Below are 18,821 nucleotides of genomic sequence, written 5' to 3'. Positions count from 1 at the left end.
TTAGTCATCAGTCCAATTTATTATAGAGCCAAAATAAAAAATAGGATTAGAACCGAATGTATAAATGTATTTGGTTCTAATCCTATTCTTTATTATAGAGTTATTTTGTCGTTCTTATTTGACTTTCATACTTTGGATTTTGTCATAATCTGGAGTTGCAAATAATGTTTTTTGATTGTCATAAGTTACAAACCCAGGTTTAGCGCCTGAAGGTTTATGAACATTTCTTATTTCCGTGTAGTCTACGGGAATTTGACCAGAATTACCCGCTTTTGAGAAATAACCAGCTAACATAGCTGCCTCTTTAATCGTTTCTTCACTTGGTGCATCATTCAAAATGACAACGTGTGAACCTGGAATATCTTTTGTATGGAACCATATATGGGACTTTTGAGCTTTACGATTAGTTAAATAATCATTTTGTTTATTATTTTTACCTACTAATATAGTATCGCCATCCGTAGAGATATATGTTTGAAGTTGAATTTTATCATTCTTTTTCTTTTTGATGTTTTTACGTTGCTTCATAAATCCCTGTTCTGCTAATTCATCGCGAATATCATCAATTTCATCAACTGTAATATGATCTAATTGTTGTTCAATATTTGCAAAATAATCTATGTTTTCACGTGTTAAATGAATTTGATGATCTAATTCACGTTCACGTGTTTTCATACGATTATATTGCTTGTAGTAATATTGCGCATTAACTGATGGTGATTTAGTAGGATTCAAAGGTATCGTTATTTCCTCATTGGTGTAGTAATTTAATACACTTACAGCGTCATCACCTTGATTAATACGATAAATATTAGCGGTAATTAATTCACCGTAAAGTTGTTGTTTATCTTTATCTTTAGCACTTTCATATTCATCAATTAGTTTACTTAATTTATGCTGATATTTTTGAGATTGTTGTTGCACAAATCGAACTAAATCATTTGCGCGTTGTTTAACGCGTTCTCTTTCACCACGTGCATCATAGTAGCGATCTAATAATTCATGTAAGGACTCATATTCAACCATGTCATCATGAAATTGCATTAATTTCATAAAATAAAAATCTTCTTTTCCAGTTTCATGATTTTTATGGAAAATAGGGACGGGTGTTTTCAATGTCTGGTTGATAACTTCGTCATATGCTTTAGGTAGTGTTTCCGTTGTCATAAATTGATAGCGATTAACAATTTCATTAGTAATGAGTGGGCTAAAGCCTTCGAAAGTGTTTAATAATTGTTTCGCAATTTTACCACTATTGAAATCTATATATTTTAAAGCTTCTTCGCCTGTTATATTAAAAGGGTTCAATTTGTTTTGAGTAGGTGGCGCTTCATATTTGAATCCTGGCATAACAGTACGATATTGATTGGTATTAGGGGTTAAATGTTTAAACCCTTCAATTATTTTGTAATTGTCATCAACAAGTAACAAGTTACTATGTTTACCCATGATTTCTAAGATAACCGTGCGGTAAATGGTATCACCAATTTCATCTTTACTTTCAATATCGATTTCAATACGTCGGTCATTGCCAATCTGACGTATAGCTTTAATAATGCCACCTTCTAGATGCTTTCTAAAAACACGAGCAAACATTGGTGGGTCAAATGGATTATCATATTTTTTAGTCGTAATATGCATTCTTGAAAAACTAGGGTGTATGGATAGTAATAGTTGATGATTTTTGCGATTTTGACGTATAACTATTAGGATAGTGTCATTTTCAGGTTGGTTGATTTTATGAATTCGTCCTGATACTAAAAACTGTATTGATTCAACCATTTTTTTAGTGAATAAGCCATCATATGCCATAAATAATTTCCACCTTCAATTTAATCATTCAGTATATTGTAACATGGTAGAATGATAGCGTCATGATTTAAGTTTATGTTGCATACTCTATACAATTTTAACTACAATATGATATTATATTTAAATAATAGAAGAATAGCTTAGAGAGGTCGTAAGGCATGGATAATGAAAAAGGATTACTAATTGTTCTTTCAGGTCCTTCAGGAGTAGGTAAAGGAACTGTTCGCAAAGAGATATTTGATGATCCAACTACATCATATAAGTACTCTATTTCAATGACGACACGAAATATGCGTGAAGGTGAAGTTGATGGTGTAGATTACTTTTTTAAGACGAAAGAAGAATTTGAAGCTTTAATTCAGGAAGATCAATTTATTGAATATGCTGAATACGTTGGAAATTACTATGGTACACCTGTTCAATATGTTAAGGATACGATGGCTGCTGGACATGATGTGTTCTTAGAAATTGAAGTAGAGGGTGCCAAACAAGTAAGAAAGAAATTTCCAGATGCATTATTTATCTTCCTTGCACCACCTAGCTTAGATCATTTGAAAGAGCGTTTAGTTGGACGTGGCACTGAATCAGACGAGAAGATACAATCCAGAGTAAATGAAGCACGTAAAGAAGTAGAGATGATGAATCTTTATGACTATGTTGTGGTAAACGATGAAGTCCATTTAGCGAAAAAACGTATTCAATCAATTGTTGAAGCAGAACACTTAAAACGCGAACGTGTTGAAGCTATATATAGAAAAATGTTATTGGAGGCCAAAAAATAATGTTAAACCCACCATTAAACCAGTTACAATCTAAAATTAATTCTAAATATTTAATTGCTACGACTGCAGCTAAGCGTGCACGTGAATTAGATGAAAGACCTGAAACTGCTTTATTAAGTGGATATCATTCAGCTAAACCTGTTGGTGAAGCGTTAGAAGAGATTGCTGGCGGTAAAATTACACCAGTAGTTTCTGATGAATTCACAATGTAAAAAAACGAATTAAATATAATTTTTCATATGCACATCTTATTGATTTAAGTATAACCACTTTTCAATAAGATGTGTCTTTTTAATTAAACGTTTAATTTGTGTATAATAAATTTAATATAAATAATGATTAATAATCGAGATAGTAAAAGGGAGAAATACGATTATGAAACAAATTTTACTAGCTGTTACAGGTGGTATTGCAGCATATAAAGCAATAGATTTAACGAGCAAATTAACACAAGCCGGTTATGATGTACGCGTGATGTTATCAGAACATGCTCAAGAATTTGTTACTCCACTAGCTTTCCAAGCTATTAGTAGAAATCCAGTATATACTAATACGTTTAAGGAAGAGAATCCACAAGAAATTCAACATATCGCACTAGGCGATTGGGCAGATGCGATTGTAGTTGCCCCAGCTACTGCCAATGTGATAGCTAAATTAAGTGTGGGAATAGCAGATGATATTTTGACATCAACCTTGATAGCTACTGAGACGCCAAAGTTTATTGCCCCAGCAATGAATGTACATATGTATGAAAACAACCGCACGCAACATAATATTAACGTTTTAATGCAAGATGGATATCACTTTATTGAACCTGGGGATGGTTATTTAGCATGTGGTTATGTTGCTAAAGGACGAATGGAAGAACCTTTGCAGATTGTCAAAGTCCTGAATGATTTTTTTAATTCTCAAAAGGTAAAAGAAGAGAGTTCATTTAAAGGTAAACATGCGTTAGTGACAGCTGGACCAACTGTCGAGGTGATTGACCCAGTTCGTTTTGTATCAAATCGTTCTTCTGGAAAAATGGGTTACGCTTTAGCTGAGGCGTTAAGAAATAGAGGTGCCCACGTTACATTAGTAACTGGACCAACACAACTAACTGATCCGATTGATATAGATGTTGTTCATATTGAAAGTGCAGAGGAAATGTTTGAAGCGGTGACGACACGTTTTGATAAACAAGATATGGTTATTAAAGCAGCAGCTGTTTCAGATTATACGCCAATGGAAGTATTAGATCATAAAATGAAAAAGCAAGATGGCGCTTTAGCTGTGACGTTTAAACGTACTAAAGATATTCTTAAATATTTAGGTGAACATAAAGGACAACAATACTTAGTTGGGTTCGCTGCTGAAACGCAAAATATAGAAGCATATGCACAAGATAAGTTAAAACGAAAAAATGCAGATGTCATTATTTCAAATAATGTAGGTGACAAGACGATTGGTTTTAAATCAGATGATAATGAATTGACAATGCATTTTAAAAATAAAGAAATGATTAATATTAAGAGAGGCAAAAAAGTTCAATTAGCTGAACAAATTTTAGATGAATTAGAAACTAGGTGGCAATAATGATTGCAAAGGTAATAGTAGATATTCCTTCTAAGAGCGTTGACTTCAAATTTGATTATCTTATACCCAAAAATTTAGAAGCGTTTATTCAAGTTGGCGTCAGAGTTGTAGTTCCATTCGGTCCTCGTACAATTCAAGGATACGTAATGAATATTGAAACCGAACCAAGTGATGATATTAATCTTGAAAAACTTAAAGAAATCAGAGTAGTTCAAGATATAAAGCCTGAATTAACTTCTGAATTAATTCAATTAAGTGAATGGATTAGCCATTATCATGTATCAAAAAGTATTTCTGTATTAGAGGTCATGTTACCGAGTGCTATCAAAGCTAAATATACTAAAGTCTTTGAAGTTGTGAAACATAATGATATGGATGAGCAGTTGCTAAAATTTTTTGATTCCGACGGTCAATATAAGTATAAAGATGCTCAAAAAAATGACCATCTTCCTATTTTAAATAAACTCTTAAAGGCTGGGACTGTAAAAGAAGTAACCCTATTATCTCAAAATATTAAAAAGAAAACACAGAAAGCTGTACGTATTATAGATGGATATCATCCAGATGAAGTCCTTGCTGAACTTGAGAAAAAAATCAAACAATATGATGTATATGCTTACCTTCTAGATGAGCGCCATAAAACTGTCTTTTTAAAAGATATGGAAGAAATGGGTTTTTCTAAATCAAGTATTGACGGATTAGTTAAAAAAGGTTTTATCGAAAAATATAATGCTGAAGTAGAGCGTGATCCTTTTGCTAATCGAGTGTTTGAACAAGAAGAGAAACGAGAACTGACTTCAGAACAACGTATTGCTTATGAAAATATTAAAGAGAAAATTAATAATAGTGAACAACGAACATTCTTACTACATGGCGTGACAGGTTCAGGTAAAACTGAAGTTTACTTGCAAACTATTGAAGAAGTACTTAATAAAGGTAAAGAAGCAATGATGTTAGTCCCTGAAATTGCATTAACACCTCAAATGGTTTTACGATTTAAGCGTCGTTTTGGTGATGATGTAGCAGTATTACATTCTGGCTTATCTAATGGTGAACGGTATGATGAATGGCAAAAGATTAGAGATGGTAGAGCCCGTGTTAGTGTTGGAGCTCGTTCAAGTATTTTTGCCCCTTTTAAAAATTTAGGAATTATCATTATAGATGAAGAGCATGAATCAACGTATAAACAAGAGGATTATCCCCGTTATCACGCGAGAGATATTGCTGAATGGAGAAGTCAATTTCATCAATGTCCTCTAGTCTTAGGAAGTGCAACACCAAGTTTAGAATCATATGCGCGCGCTGAAAAAGGTGTGTATCAGCTACTAACGTTACCTACAAGGGTTAATCAACAGGCTTTACCTTCAATAGATATTGTTGACATGCGAGAAGAATTAAGCGCTGGCAATCGTTCGATGTTTTCTATTGAATTACGAGAGGCTATTGAAGAACGATTACGTAAAAATGAGCAAATCGTATTATTTCTTAATCGTCGAGGATATGCATCATTTATGTTATGTCGAGATTGTGGTTATGTACCACAATGTCCACACTGTGATATCTCATTAACCTATCATAAGTCTACGGACCAATTAAAATGTCATTATTGTGGTTATCATGAGATGGCTCCGAATAAGTGTCCTAATTGTGAGAGTTCGCATATACGTCAAGTAGGGACTGGTACACAACGCGTAGAAGAAATCTTGCAACAAGAATTTGAAGAAGCGCGTATTATACGAATGGATGTTGACACAACTTCTAGAAAAGGTGCTCACGAGAAATTACTTACTGAATTTGAAGAAGGTAAGGGCGATATTTTATTAGGCACACAAATGATTGCAAAAGGGTTGGACTATCCCAATATTACACTAGTAGGTGTTTTGAACGCAGATACAATGTTAAATCTACCTGATTTCCGTGCTAGTGAACGAACGTATCAACTATTAACGCAGGTAGCTGGAAGAGCGGGTCGTCATGATAAACCGGGTAGAGTTATTATTCAAACATACAATCCAGAACACTATGCTATTGAAGATGTTCAAAAGAACGATTATCTAACCTTTTATCAAAAAGAGATGGAATTCAGAAAGATAGGTAAATACCCACCATACTATTTCTTAATTAATTTTACGATATCTCATAAAAATATGAAAAAAGTGATGGAGGCCTCTAAACATATTCATCAAATTTTATTACAACATCTAACGGATCGCGCGTTAGTTTTAGGGCCATCTCCAGCAGCCATCGCACGAATTAACAATGAACATCGTTTTCAAATTTTAGTTAAATATAAGAGCGAACCAGAATTACTGAAAGCACTTCAATTTTTAGATGATTATTATCATGAAGCTTATTTAAAGGATAAGCTAGTATTAAAAATAGACATTAATCCGCAAATATTAATGTAAAAAATAAGAGTTACGCAATTATTAGGGATGGATTACTAAATTGCGTAACTCTTTTACTTTAATTACATTACAACATTTCCGTTTTCATCAGCTGGTCTTAATAAAGTTAAGACGCCACTTATAATTGCAATAATGTGTGGAATTCCTGTCCAGAAAAAGGCCAAGTGTAAAAGTCCTGACATTGTTTTACCTGCATAAAATTTATGAACGCCGAAACCGCCTAAAAAGAATGCGAGCACAATGTATATAATTTTATTTACTTCCATATTCACACCTCCACTGTTAAATATTGTATTTATTGGTATCTTTAATATATATTTTAAAGGTATAGAAAATAAAAGCAATTAAAACAGATTGAAGTACCTAAATTTAAGACTAAGGTCGCATTTCAAAGTGATTTAAGTTATAATAATATGATGAATTTTTCAAGAGGAGCATATTTAATGGCGATACAAAAATTAGTCCAGTCAACGCATCCTGTATTAACTAAACAAGCACAACCTATTAAAGCGTATGATGCTACATTAAAAGATTTATTATTAGATTTGGAAGACACATTATATGCAAAAGAGGCCTCAGCTTTATGTGCGCCTCAAATCGGCATAAGTAAACAAGTAGCTATCATTGATATGGAATTTGAAGGATTATTGCAACTAATCAATCCTAAAATTAAATCAGAATCTAATGATAAAATAATCGATCTTGAAGGATCTGTAAATTTACCGGGTATATATGGAGAAGTCGAACGTAGTAAAATGATTACAATTGAAGCGAATGATTTAGAAGGTAATACGATTGAACTAACTGCATATGACGATGTAGCTAGAATGATACTGCATATAATCGATCAAATGAATGGTATACCATTTACAAAACGTGCACAGCATTTATTAACTGATGAAGAAGTGGAGGCGTATTTTGAAAATGACTAAAGTGATATTTATGGGGACACCTGATTTTTCAACTAAAGTATTGGAAATGTTAATCGAAGAGCATGACGTCATAGCAGTCGTGACTCAACCCGACAGACCAGTTGGGCGTAAACGGGTATTAACGCCACCACCTGTTAAACAAGTGGCTGAAGAACACAATTTACCTGTGCTTCAACCAGAAAAATTAATTCAATCTGATGAATTGGAGCAACTATTACAGTTAGAGCCCGATTTAATCGTTACTGCAGCTTTCGGACAGTTATTGCCTGAACAGTTATTACAATTACCTAAGTTAGGTGCAATTAATGTTCATGCATCATTATTACCAAAGTATCGCGGTGGCGCACCAATACATCAAGCGATAATAGATGGTGAAGCTCAAACAGGAATCACAATCATGTATATGGTTAAAAAGCTAGATGCAGGAAATATTATTTCACAAAAAGCTATTAATATTGAAGATAATGACGATGTAGGTACGATGCATGATAAGCTTAGTGTACTCGGTGCTAAACTACTAAAAGAAACGCTACCTTCAATTGTAAATCGCACGAATGATAGTATTGCACAAGATGATGCACAAGCAACATTCGCTTCAAATATTAGCAGAGAAGATGAAAGAATTGATTGGACTATGAATGCAAAAGATATTCATAATCATATTCGTGGCTTATCACCATGGCCAGTTGGCTATACAACTATGGATGATACAAATTTAAAATTATATGCAGCACATATCGTCAGTAATAAAAATGGTCAACCTGGTGAGATCATAGAGACGACTAAAAAGTCAATTGTTGTTGCTACAGGATCAGATGATGCAATTGCTTTAACAGATATTCAATTAGCTGGCAAGAAACGTATGCTGGCATCAAATTATTTAAGCGGTGTACAAGAATCGCTAGTTGGGAAAATATTAAAATGACACAATCAGTGAGAGAATTAGCGTTTCAAACAATTCAAGAAATATTTAATGACTATGCATACAGTAATCTGAGAATCAATGAAGTTTTATCTGCTGGTAATGTTTCTAATATCGATAAACCTTTATATACTGAACTCGTATATGGGACAGTAAAGAGAAAATTGACATTGGATTTCTATCTTAGACCTTTTGTGAAGACTAAAATAAAAAGTTGGGTCAGACAACTGTTATGGATGAGTTTATATCAATATATTTATCTAGATAAAGTACCGAATCATGCCATTATCAACGAAGCAGTAAATATTGCAAAGCATCGTGGGGGGCCTCATAACGGTAATGTTGTAAACGCAATATTGAGAACAATCTTTAGAAGTGAATTGCCAAGTTTAGAATCTATTAAGAATGATAAGCAGCGTATGGCCATTGAATATAGTATTCCAAAGTGGATTATTGAACATTGGATTACGCACTATGGTGTTGAAACGACACGAAAGATTGCATCATCATTTTTTGATCAAACTGCGGGTACAGTACGTGTTAATACAAGTAAAAATAAAGTTGAAGACGTTGTGTCAAGTTTGCAAGGTGAAGGATATGAAGTTAAAGTCGATGAATTGATTCCATATTGTTTACATCTAAAAGGGCGTCCAATTATTGAATCTTTAAACTTTAAGAATGGTAATATTTCTATTCAAGATAAAAGCTCAATGTTTGTAGGATATTTGATGGATGTTAAAGAAAATGATGTTATTTTAGATGCTTGTAGTGCACCTGGAGGTAAAGCGTGTCACATAGCTGAGTTATTGGCGCCAAGTGGTCACGTGGATGCTACAGATATCCATAAGCATAAAATTGGTTTAATAAAAGAAAATGTTGTAAAGTTACAACTTAATAACATTAAAGCTTTTGATCATGATGCAACAAAACCTTACAAAGATGTATATGACAAAATTCTCGTCGATGCACCGTGTAGTGGTTTAGGTGTGCTTAGACACAAGCCAGAAATTAAATATGTTCAAACGCAACAAGATATTCAAGACTTAGTTGAATTACAGTTAGAGATATTAGACAATGTGAAAGATAACTTGAAACCTGGTGGTACACTAGTTTATTCAACATGCACTATTGAACAACTTGAAAATGAAAATGTTATTTATACATTTTTAAAAAATAATAAAGACTTCGAATTTGAACTTATGACTCACCCAGTTACCGGTGAACAAGTGAAGACAATACAAATTCTACCCCAAGATTTTAATTCGGATGGCTTTTTCATCACTAAAATAAAAAGAAAGGAAAGTTAAGATGATAACTACTGAAAAAAAGAAGAAAAATAAATTCTTGCCTGATTTTGAAAAACAGTCGATTTACTCATTAAGATATGATGAAATGCAAGAATGGTTAGTAGAACACGGCCAACAAAAATTTAGAGCCAAACAAATATTTGAATGGTTATATCAAAAGCGCGTAGATAGCATTGATGACATGACAAATTTATCCAAAGATTTGCGTCAAGTTTTAAAAGATAATTTTGCAATGACAACTTTAACTACTGTTGTTAAACAAGAAAGTAAAGATGGAACAATTAAATTCCTATTTGAACTACAAGATGGCTATACTATTGAAACCGTATTAATGCGACATGACTATGGAAATTCAGTTTGTGTGACAACTCAAGTTGGTTGTCGTATCGGTTGTACATTCTGTGCCTCAACATTAGGAGGCTTAAAACGTAATTTAGAAGCAGGAGAAATTGTTTCACAAGTCTTAACAGTTCAAAAAGCATTAGATGCAACTGATGAACGTGTATCCCAAATTGTTATAATGGGTATTGGTGAACCTTTTGAGAATTATGATGAAATGATGGATTTCTTACGTATTGTTAATGATGACAACAGTTTAAACATCGGTGCACGCCATATTACAGTTTCAACATCAGGTATTATTCCACGTATTTATGATTTTGCCGAAGAAGACATTCAAATTAACTTTGCCGTAAGTTTGCATGCAGCTAAAGATGAAATTCGATCTAAATTAATGCCGATTAACAGAGCATATCATGTAGATAAATTAATGGAAGCAATCAAATATTATCAAGAAAAAACAAATCGCCGTGTGACATTTGAATATGGATTGTTCGGTGGCGTAAATGATCAACTAGAGCACGCACGTGATTTAGCACATCTTATTAAAGATTTGAATTGTCATGTTAACTTAATCCCAGTTAATCATGTTCCAGAACGAAATTACGTCAAAACACCTAAAGACGATATTTTTAAATTTGAAAAAGAACTAAAACGATTAGGTATTAATGCTACAATTAGAAGAGAACAAGGATCAGATATTGACGCAGCATGTGGACAATTAAGAGCGAAGGAACGACAAGTAGAAACGAGGTAATCACAATGCTAAACGCACAATTTTTCACAGATACTGGACAACATAGAAATAAAAATGAAGATGCAGGAGGTATTTTTTATAACCAAACCCAACAACAGTTATTAGTATTATGTGATGGTATGGGTGGTCATAAAGCGGGGGAAATTGCAAGTCAGTTTGTTACTTATGAACTTCAAAAACGTTTTGAAGATGAGAATTTTATAGAGTATGAACAAGCCGAAACTTGGTTGCGTTTTAATTTAAAAGAGATTAATCGTGAACTATTTGAATATGCTCAAACTAATGAAGAATACAAAGGTATGGGTACAACATGCGTTTGTGCCCTTGTATTTGATAAACAATTGGTAGTGGCCAATATAGGGGATTCTAGAGCCTATCTAATTAACTCTAGAGAAATTGAACAAATTACTTATGATCATTCGTTTGTAAATCATTTAGTAATGACAGGTCAAATAACTGAAGAAGAAGCTTTTACACACCCGCAACGTAATATTATTACTAAAGTAATGGGGACAGATAAACGAGTGAGTCCAGATATATTTACAAAACGTTTTAATCATTATGACTTTATAATGTTAAATTCTGATGGCTTAACGGACTATGTTAGAGGTGAAATTATTCATGAGTCTTTCAATGAATCATTATCATTAGAAGAACATGGGGAGCAACTAATTCAATTAGCATTAAATCATGATTCAAAAGATAACATCAGTGTCTTAATAGCAGCTATTGAAGGTGATCATCTATGATTGGAAAGATAGTTAGTGAACGTTACAAAATAGTAGATAAGCTTGGTGGCGGGGGTATGAGTACCGTTTACTTAGCAGAAGATACCATTTTAAATCGTGAAGTAGCGATTAAAGCAATCTCTATTCCTCAGAATGAAAAAGAAGAAACGATGAAGCGTTTCGAACGTGAAGTTAACAATGCGACACAACTTTCACATGAAAATATTGTTGAAGTATATGATGTTCAAGAAGATGAAGAGTTCTTCTTTCTAATTATGGAATATATAGATGGACCTACCTTATCAGAATACATACATAGCCATGGACCTTTAAGTGTAGATACAGCTATTGATTTCACGAATCAGATTTTAAAAGGTGTGGCTCAAGCACATGAAAAACTTATCATACATAGAGATATAAAACCTCAGAACATTTTAATTGATAAGAATAAAACATTAAAAATTTTTGACTTTGGAATTGCAAAAGCGTTAAGTGAAACATCTATGACACAGACGAATCATGTATTAGGTACAGTTCAGTATCTCTCACCAGAACAAGCTAAAGGTGAAACTACGAATGAAGCAACTGATATCTATTCCATTGGTATTGTTCTTTACGAAATGTTAGTTGGTGAACCGCCTTTTAATGGTGAGACAGCCGTTAGTATCGCAATAAAACATATTCAAGATTCAATTCCAAATGTAACGGAGTTAAGATCTGAAATACCTCAATCACTTAGTAATGTCGTACTTAAAGCAACGGAGAAGAAAACCTCTGATCGCTATCAAAGTGTTAAAGATATGAAAGAAGATTTAAGTAGTGTGCTTGTCTCTAGTCGTGCTAATGAAAAGAAGCATTCTATTGAAGAAGATGAGACAAATACAGTATCGATTGATAGACAAGATATTAAAAGTAAAATAAAAGAAGAAAGTGAACAAAAACAAATTGCACAAACGATGCAAATACCGATTGTTAATGAGCATCATTTTCAAACTAGCGAAGCACAAATCTATGAACCACCTAAGAAAAAACGTTCAAAAAAGAAGAAATTCGCTATTGTGCTTATTTTACTTTTATTAGTCGCAAGTTTATTTGGTTTTATAGCGATGGGCATGTTTGGTAGTAAATATGCGGAAATGCCTAATCTTAAAGGTAAAACTGAAAAAGAAGCGGAAAAAATTCTGCGACAATCTCATTTAGAAATTGGTAATATCTCTAGAGATTACAGTGATGATTATCCGGAAAATAAAATAATAAAGACTAAACCAAAACAAGGTGAAAGAGTTAATCAGCATGAAAAAGTAGATATTGTGCTTTCAAAAGGGCCCGAACGTGCTAAAATGCCTAATGTTATGGGCATGAAAAAAGCAGATGCATTAGATAAATTGAAACAATCTAAACTTGATCATGTGACAGTCAATCAAGAATATAATAATCAGGTACCTAAAGGTGCTATAGCTAAGCAAAGTGTTAATCCTGATAGTTATGTTCGCATAAACGATCATCAAATTACTTTAACCGAATCATTAGGTGTTAAAAAGGTATATGTTAAAAATTATGAAAATAAAAATTATCAAACTGCAAAGAAAGAACTTGAAAAAAGTGGTCTGAAAGTACAAATGACAACAGAATCAAGTAATAATGTTAAAAAGGATAATATTATTTCACAAAGCCCTAAAAATACAGAGGTTGAAGAGGGAAGTACAGTACAATTCATTGTTTCAAAAGGAAAAGCATCTTCAAAAGATGAAGACAAAGATTCAGAGAAATCTAAATCTTCTAGTGAAGACAAGTCTGATGATAAACAAAAAGTTAAGAATTATACAGAAACATATCACATCCCATATACGGGAGATGACGAAAGTCAAAAAGTTCAAGTTTACATTAGAGATAAGGACAATAGTGGCACATCTGCTAGCCAAACGTTTAGTATAAAAGATGACAAAACGATAACGATTCCGCTTAAAATTGAGCAAGGCTCAGACGCGGGCTATACGATCAGAGTTGATGGCGATGTAATTGCAGATAAAGATATAGAATATTAAATTTAACCCTTTTAGTGAATGGAATAATGCACATTCGCTAAAAGGGTTTCTTCATGAAAAATATATCGTAAAATTATTATGTAAACTAAAAAATAAATATATTATGATAAATCATTTCTTCAATTCACTTCTGAATATAATAATCTTCAAGCATTTGCTATAATAATTTAATATAAATAATGATTAAGAGGTGTCATTTTGGAAACTGGACGAATTATCAAACTAATTAGTGGTGTCTATCAAGTCGATGTTGATGGAACTTTATATGATACTAAACCACGCGGTCTTTTCAGAAAGAAGAAATTTTCACCAATTGTGGGGGATATCGTTGATTTTGAAATTCAAAACACAAGTGAGGGCTATATTCATCACGTTCACGAGCGTCATAATGAATTGAAACGACCACCAGTTAGTAATATTGATGGCTTAATCATCGTGATGAGCGCTGTAGAACCAGATTTTTCAACGCAATTGTTAGATCGCTTCTTGGTTATAGCGCATTCGTATAATTTAGAGCCGAGTATTCTAGTGACTAAAAAGGATTTAGCCTCTGAAAATGAAATTGAACAAATTAATGCGTGGTTAAAAATTTATGAAGAAATTGGTTACAATACGCAATTTGTAGGTAAGCATACGAATCAACAAGAAGTTGTGGCTACATGGCCTAAAGGGCTCATTGTATTAAGTGGTCAATCAGGTGTAGGTAAATCAACGTTTATCAATGCGTTTAAACCAGAACTAAATTTAGAAACTAATCATATCTCTAAGTCGCTTAATCGTGGTAAACATACAACTAGACATGTAGAGTTGTATGAAAGAGAATCTGGTTTTATCGCAGATACACCTGGATTTAGTGCGCTAGATTTCGATCATATTGATAAAGATGAATTGAAGCATTATTTTATAGAAATGAATCGCTTTGGTGAGGAATGTAAATTTCGAAATTGCAACCACATTAAGGAACCAAAGTGTCATGTCAAACAGCAATTAGAAAATGGTTATTTAGCACAATTTCGCTATGATCACTATATTCAATTATATAATGAAATTTCAAATAGAAAGGTCAGATATTAATGAAGAAAATCTACCCATCACTTTTATCAGCCGATTTTTTAAATTTAGAGAATGAAATTAAAGCTTTAGAAGAAGCACAAATTGATGGTCTGCACTTTGATGTAATGGATGGTCAATTTGTACCTAATATTTCTATTGGTATTCCTATTCTTGATTCAGTTAGAGCAATTACTCAATTACCGATTGATGTTCACTTAATGATCGAACAACCTGAACAATATATTAATACCTTTGCTGAACACGGTGCTGACATGATATCAATACATGTAGAGGCTACACAGCATATTCATAGAGCATTACAAATGATAAAAAATGCCGGAAAGAAGGCTGGCGTTGTAATTAATCCTGGTACACCAGTTGAGTCATTATTGCCAGTACTTGAAATTGTTGATTTTGTACTTGTTATGACTGTAAATCCAGGATTTGGTGGTCAATCATTTATAGAAGCATGTGCATCAAAAGTGAAAATCTTAAGAGATTTAAGACAATCATTAAATTTAAATTTTAATATCGAAGTTGATGGTGGTATCAACAATGAAACTATTAAAATATGTGCTGATAATGGGGCAGATATGTTTGTTACCGGTTCTTATTTCTTTAAACAGAAAGATTATGGTAAGGTAACACAATTATTGAAAGGCTGATATTGATATGCGAATCAATTTATTATGTAGTGACCGTCATTTGCCATCAGATGTATTAACCGCATTGAAGAAGGACCGCTGGGGCGGGATTGATAGAGGTGCACTTATTCTAATAAATCATTCTATTATTCCAGTTTTCTCAGTTGGAGATTTTGATTCTGTTTCAGAAGAAGAACGTCATCAATTGAAACACGAATTAAATATCAAACCAGTTAAGGCTGAAAAAGATGATACTGATTTGGCATTAGGTGTAGAGGAAGCTGTTAATAGAGGATTTACAGAAATACATATTTATGGCGCAACAGGTGGTAGATTAGATCATTTTATGGGTGTTTTACAAATACTACAAAAGCCAAAATATGTAGAACAAAACATCGTAATTATTGTTGAAGATCTACAAAATGAAATTAAGTTATTGAAGAAAGGTAGTCATGAAATTCATAAATTACAAAATTATCCATATGTTTCATTTATTCCAGTTAGTGATATGGTTGCTTTGTCATTAGTTGGATTTAAATACAATTTGAATCATCAACCTCTTGAAAAAGGATCTACACTTACATTATCGAATGAGGTTAAAGAGAAAATTGCACAAATCGAAGTACATGATGGACAAGTCTTACAAATTAGAAGTAGAGATGCAAATTAAAATTAAGCATAAAAAAATGCCTTCACCACATATGAAGGCATTTTTTAGTGCATTATATTTATTAAACTCTAGTAACTTTACCAGATTTTAAAGCACGAGCAGAAACCCAAACTTTTTTAGGTTTTCCGTCAACTAAAATTCTAACTTTTTGAAGGTTAGCATTAAATCTGCGTTTATTCGCATTTAAAGCGTGTGAACGATTATTACCAGTCGATGCTTTACGACCTGTTACGTAACATTGTTTACCCATCAAAGTACCTCCTTTAATAAATATAAATACACTTGACTACTTATATACTTCAATAAGATACCATATATAAAATTTTAAAGCAACGAAATTAAAGGCGTTTTCTTTAAAAATGTTTTGAAATTTATAATTTATGGTATAATTGTAAGCTGAGGAGTTATGTAATATATTTAAGTAAGTTATTAAGACTTATTTATGGAAGAATCGGTTATTTTCAATTATGAATTTAATTGTAAGTCATTTTTAAACAAATTTCAGGAGGAATATAAAGATGACAATAGAAATCTCAAATGATTATGGTAAAATCGATATCTCAAATGAAGTCATTGCTTCTGTAGTAGGCAGCAAAGCTGTTGAAAGCTATGGTATTGTAGGTATGGCATCAAGACAACAAGTTAGAGATGGCATTGCCGAAATTTTAGGACATGAAAATTATGCTAGAGGCATTGAAGTAAAAGAAAACAATGGTGTCATTGATATAGATATGTATATTATTGTAAGCTATGGTGTAAAAATTTCAGAAGTAGCAAACAACGTACAATCATCAGTAAAATATACACTTGAAAACTCACTAAATGTTAAAGTGAATTCAATTAATATATTTGTACAAGGTGTAAGACTTAATAATAAGGGCAAGTAGGTATAGGAGGACTTAGCAGGATGATTAGCAAAATTAATGGTAAATTATTTGCCGATATGATAATACAAGGGGCACAAAATTTATCTAATAATGCAGATTTAGTGGATTCTTTAAATGTATACCCTGTGCCAGATGGCGACACAGGAACGAATATGAATCTTACAATTACTTCTGGACGTGAAGAAGTTGAAAATAATTTATCTCAAAGCATTGGTGAATTAGGGAAGACATTCTCTAAAGGATTACTTATGGGTGCTCGTGGCAACTCAGGTGTTATTCTATCTCAATTATTTAGAGGTTTCTGTAAAAATATCGAAACTGAAAATGAAATAAATGCGCAACAACTTGCAAGTAGTTTTCAAGCGGGAGTTGATACAGCTTATAAAGCAGTGATGAAACCGGTTGAAGGTACGATCTTAACTGTTGCTAAAGATGCTGCAAAAGCTGCGGTTAATAAAGCCGAAGAAACAGATGATTGCGTTGAAGTTATGGAATATACAATTGCGGAAGCTGAAAAATCATTAAATAATACGCCAAATCTACTTGCCGTATTAAAAGAAGTTGGTGTAGTAGATAGTGGCGGTAAAGGATTACTATGTGTGTATGAAGGCTTCTTAAAAGGATTGACAGGTCAAACTATTGAAGCTAAAAAAGAAAAGTTAAACACAGAAGAATTAGTACATGAAGAACATGATTTCCACGGTGTGATAAATACTGAAGATATTAAATACGGCTATTGTACTGAAATGATGGTTCGCTTTGGAAAAGATAAAAGAGCATTTGATGAACAAACATTTAGAACAGATATGAGTCAATTCGGTGATTCTTTACTTGTGATTAATGATGATGAAATTGTTAAAGTGCACGTACATACTGAAACGCCTGGTGAAGTGTTCAACTATGGTCAAGAGTATGGTGAACTTATTAAATTAAAAGTTGAAAATATGCGTGAACAACATCGTGAAGTGATTAGAAAAGAGAAACTAAATCATCATTCTGAACAGCAAGAAGAATCAAAAACAGTTGAGACTGCGATTATCGCGATTTCAATGGGTGATGGTATTTCTGAATTGTTTACATCTATGGGTGCGACACATATCATAAGTGGTGGGCAAACAATGAATCCTTCAACAGAAGATATTGTGAAAGTAATTGAGCAATCGCAATGCAAACGCGCTATTATTCTACCGAATAATAAAAATATTAGAATGTCGAGTGATCAAGCTGCAACTTTAGTTGAAGCGGATACAGTTGTTATACCTACAACATCAATTCCACAAGGTATTGCGGCATTGTTCCAATACGATCCTTCATCATCACTTGAAGATAATCACTCTCATATGACAACAGCATTAGAATCAGTGAAATCTGGTTCAGTAACATTTGCTGTTCGTGACACTAAAATTGATGGTGTAGAAATTAAAAAAGGCGAATTCATGGGATTGTCAGAAAGCAAAATTGTTACAAGCAATGATGATGAATTTGCTACAGTCACTGGTTTGCTTAAAGCTATGCTTAACGAAGATAGTGAAATTTTAACTATCATTGCTGGTGAGGATGCAAATGATGAAATCTCTGACAAATTAGTAGAATGGGTTGAAAGTGAATACCCAGATGTTGAAGTAGAAGAACATAATGGTGGGCAACCGATTTATCAATATTTATTCTCAGTTGAATAACTAATTACTAAAATAGCTATGAAGTAATCTATGACTATAGAATGCTTCATAGCTATTTTTTATGTTTGAATGCAAAAATGGCGCAATTACCTCTATAATTATTAGCTACCAAACAAAATAAAAAAGAAAGGTAATGCGCCTATGTGTAAGTCTATATTAAATACATTAAGAATTAAAGATAAAAATCTAAAATTTTCAGATGAAGTGATTGAGAAAAAAACAAAGGACGAATGAGCTTGTTTTACTGTGCCGAGCTCACTTATCAACCTACACATTGTGAA

The 18,821-nt window shown here is 32.8% G+C and carries 18 protein-coding genes and 1 pseudogene; 16 read left to right on the top strand and 3 right to left on the bottom strand.

The genetic code is table 11. From position 1 onward, the window contains the following. Positions 1-114: 114 nt before the first annotated feature. Entirely contained in the window at positions 115-1,812 is a 1,698-nt protein-coding gene (locus HMPREF2715_RS08400) for an Rqc2 family fibronectin-binding protein (protein ID WP_070440689.1), read from the bottom strand. Positions 1,813-1,970: 158 nt separating this feature from the next. On the opposite strand from HMPREF2715_RS08400, the gene gmk reads away from it, so the two are divergent. From gmk to priA, 4 genes are all read left to right on the top strand, one after another. Then, entirely contained in the window at positions 1,971-2,594 is a 624-nt protein-coding gene (gmk, locus tag HMPREF2715_RS08395; RefSeq protein ID WP_037552335.1) for a guanylate kinase, read from the top strand. Continuing rightward, positions 2,594-2,806: a DNA-directed RNA polymerase subunit omega gene (gene rpoZ / locus HMPREF2715_RS08390; RefSeq protein ID WP_037552333.1), complete on the top strand. Its 213-nt coding sequence runs from the start codon at positions 2,594-2,596 to the stop codon at positions 2,804-2,806. Before gmk ends, rpoZ begins: the two co-directional genes overlap by 1 nt. Positions 2,807-2,969: 163 nt before the next feature. After that, positions 2,970-4,169, top strand: a complete 1,200-nt coding sequence (gene coaBC / locus HMPREF2715_RS08385) for a bifunctional phosphopantothenoylcysteine decarboxylase/phosphopantothenate--cysteine ligase CoaBC (RefSeq protein WP_070581846.1) — start codon at positions 2,970-2,972, stop codon at positions 4,167-4,169. Continuing rightward, a complete protein-coding gene (priA, locus tag HMPREF2715_RS08380; RefSeq protein WP_070581849.1) occupies positions 4,169-6,577 on the top strand; it encodes a primosomal protein N' in 2,409 nt (802 codons plus the stop codon). Before coaBC ends, priA begins: the two co-directional genes overlap by 1 nt. 62 nt (positions 6,578-6,639) lie before the next feature. Here the strand turns inward: priA and HMPREF2715_RS08375 are convergent, their stop codons facing one another. Beyond that, a complete protein-coding gene (locus HMPREF2715_RS08375) occupies positions 6,640-6,843 on the bottom strand; it encodes a TM2 domain-containing protein (RefSeq protein WP_037537906.1) in 204 nt (67 codons plus the stop codon). Between the two features lie 177 nt (positions 6,844-7,020). On the opposite strand from HMPREF2715_RS08375, the gene HMPREF2715_RS08370 reads away from it, so the two are divergent. The 9 genes from HMPREF2715_RS08370 (at position 7,021) to HMPREF2715_RS08330 (ending at position 15,974) form a co-directional block, all read left to right on the top strand. After that, a complete protein-coding gene (locus HMPREF2715_RS08370; protein WP_070440698.1) occupies positions 7,021-7,509 on the top strand; it encodes a peptide deformylase in 489 nt (162 codons plus the stop codon). Next, positions 7,502-8,434, top strand: coding sequence for a methionyl-tRNA formyltransferase (gene fmt, locus HMPREF2715_RS08365; protein WP_070440719.1), 933 nt, complete (start codon positions 7,502-7,504; stop codon positions 8,432-8,434). The genes HMPREF2715_RS08370 and fmt overlap by 8 nt, the downstream gene beginning before the upstream one ends. Then, entirely contained in the window at positions 8,431-9,738 is a 1,308-nt protein-coding gene (gene rsmB / locus HMPREF2715_RS08360) for a 16S rRNA (cytosine(967)-C(5))-methyltransferase RsmB (protein ID WP_070581851.1), read from the top strand. The genes fmt and rsmB overlap by 4 nt, the downstream gene beginning before the upstream one ends. Position 9,739: 1 nt before the next feature. Beyond that, positions 9,740-10,834, top strand: a complete 1,095-nt coding sequence (gene rlmN / locus HMPREF2715_RS08355; RefSeq protein WP_011275982.1) for a dual-specificity RNA methyltransferase RlmN — start codon at positions 9,740-9,742, stop codon at positions 10,832-10,834. A 5-nt stretch (positions 10,835-10,839) separates the two neighbouring features. After that, positions 10,840-11,583 (top strand): Stp1/IreP family PP2C-type Ser/Thr phosphatase, encoded by a 744-nt coding sequence (locus tag HMPREF2715_RS08350; protein WP_070440704.1) that lies wholly within the window; start codon positions 10,840-10,842, stop codon positions 11,581-11,583. Then, on the top strand, positions 11,580-13,607 hold the full coding sequence (gene pknB, locus HMPREF2715_RS08345) for a Stk1 family PASTA domain-containing Ser/Thr kinase (protein ID WP_070440707.1): 2,028 nt from the start codon (positions 11,580-11,582) through the stop codon (positions 13,605-13,607). The genes HMPREF2715_RS08350 and pknB overlap by 4 nt, the downstream gene beginning before the upstream one ends. A gap of 198 nt (positions 13,608-13,805) precedes the next feature. Then, entirely contained in the window at positions 13,806-14,681 is an 876-nt protein-coding gene (rsgA, locus tag HMPREF2715_RS08340; protein WP_070581267.1) for a ribosome small subunit-dependent GTPase A, read from the top strand. After that, positions 14,681-15,325 carry a ribulose-phosphate 3-epimerase gene (gene rpe / locus HMPREF2715_RS08335; RefSeq protein ID WP_070839840.1) on the top strand — a complete coding sequence of 215 codons (645 nt, stop codon included), beginning with the start codon at positions 14,681-14,683 and terminating at the stop codon, positions 15,323-15,325. The genes rsgA and rpe overlap by 1 nt, the downstream gene beginning before the upstream one ends. 7 nt (positions 15,326-15,332) lie before the next feature. Then, complete coding sequence (locus HMPREF2715_RS08330) at positions 15,333-15,974, top strand: thiamine diphosphokinase (protein ID WP_070440714.1); 642 nt, start codon at positions 15,333-15,335, stop codon at positions 15,972-15,974. A 61-nt stretch (positions 15,975-16,035) separates the two neighbouring features. Here HMPREF2715_RS08330 and rpmB read toward each other — a convergent pair whose 3' ends face one another. Continuing rightward, positions 16,036-16,224 carry a 50S ribosomal protein L28 gene (gene rpmB, locus HMPREF2715_RS08325; protein WP_011275976.1) on the bottom strand — a complete coding sequence of 63 codons (189 nt, stop codon included), beginning with the start codon at positions 16,222-16,224 and terminating at the stop codon, positions 16,036-16,038. Positions 16,225-16,492: 268 nt separating this feature from the next. Between rpmB and HMPREF2715_RS08320 the strand changes: the two genes are divergently transcribed. The 3 genes and pseudogenes from HMPREF2715_RS08320 to HMPREF2715_RS11895 all read left to right on the top strand — a co-directional run. Further along, positions 16,493-16,861 carry an Asp23/Gls24 family envelope stress response protein gene (locus tag HMPREF2715_RS08320; protein WP_011275975.1) on the top strand — a complete coding sequence of 123 codons (369 nt, stop codon included), beginning with the start codon at positions 16,493-16,495 and terminating at the stop codon, positions 16,859-16,861. A 20-nt stretch (positions 16,862-16,881) separates the two neighbouring features. Further along, positions 16,882-18,540 (top strand): fatty acid kinase catalytic subunit FakA, encoded by a 1,659-nt coding sequence (gene fakA, locus HMPREF2715_RS08315; RefSeq protein WP_070440716.1) that lies wholly within the window; start codon positions 16,882-16,884, stop codon positions 18,538-18,540. A 141-nt stretch (positions 18,541-18,681) separates the two neighbouring features. Continuing rightward, a pseudogene (locus tag HMPREF2715_RS11895) lies at positions 18,682-18,821 on the top strand (ISL3 family transposase); the annotation flags it as partial.

Source organism: Staphylococcus sp. HMSC062A01 (assembly GCF_001836805.1).
Taxonomy (GTDB): domain Bacteria; phylum Bacillota; class Bacilli; order Staphylococcales; family Staphylococcaceae; genus Staphylococcus; species Staphylococcus haemolyticus.
Note: the sequence above shows the minus strand (reverse complement) of the source record. Positions and strands in the feature narration are given on the sequence as shown.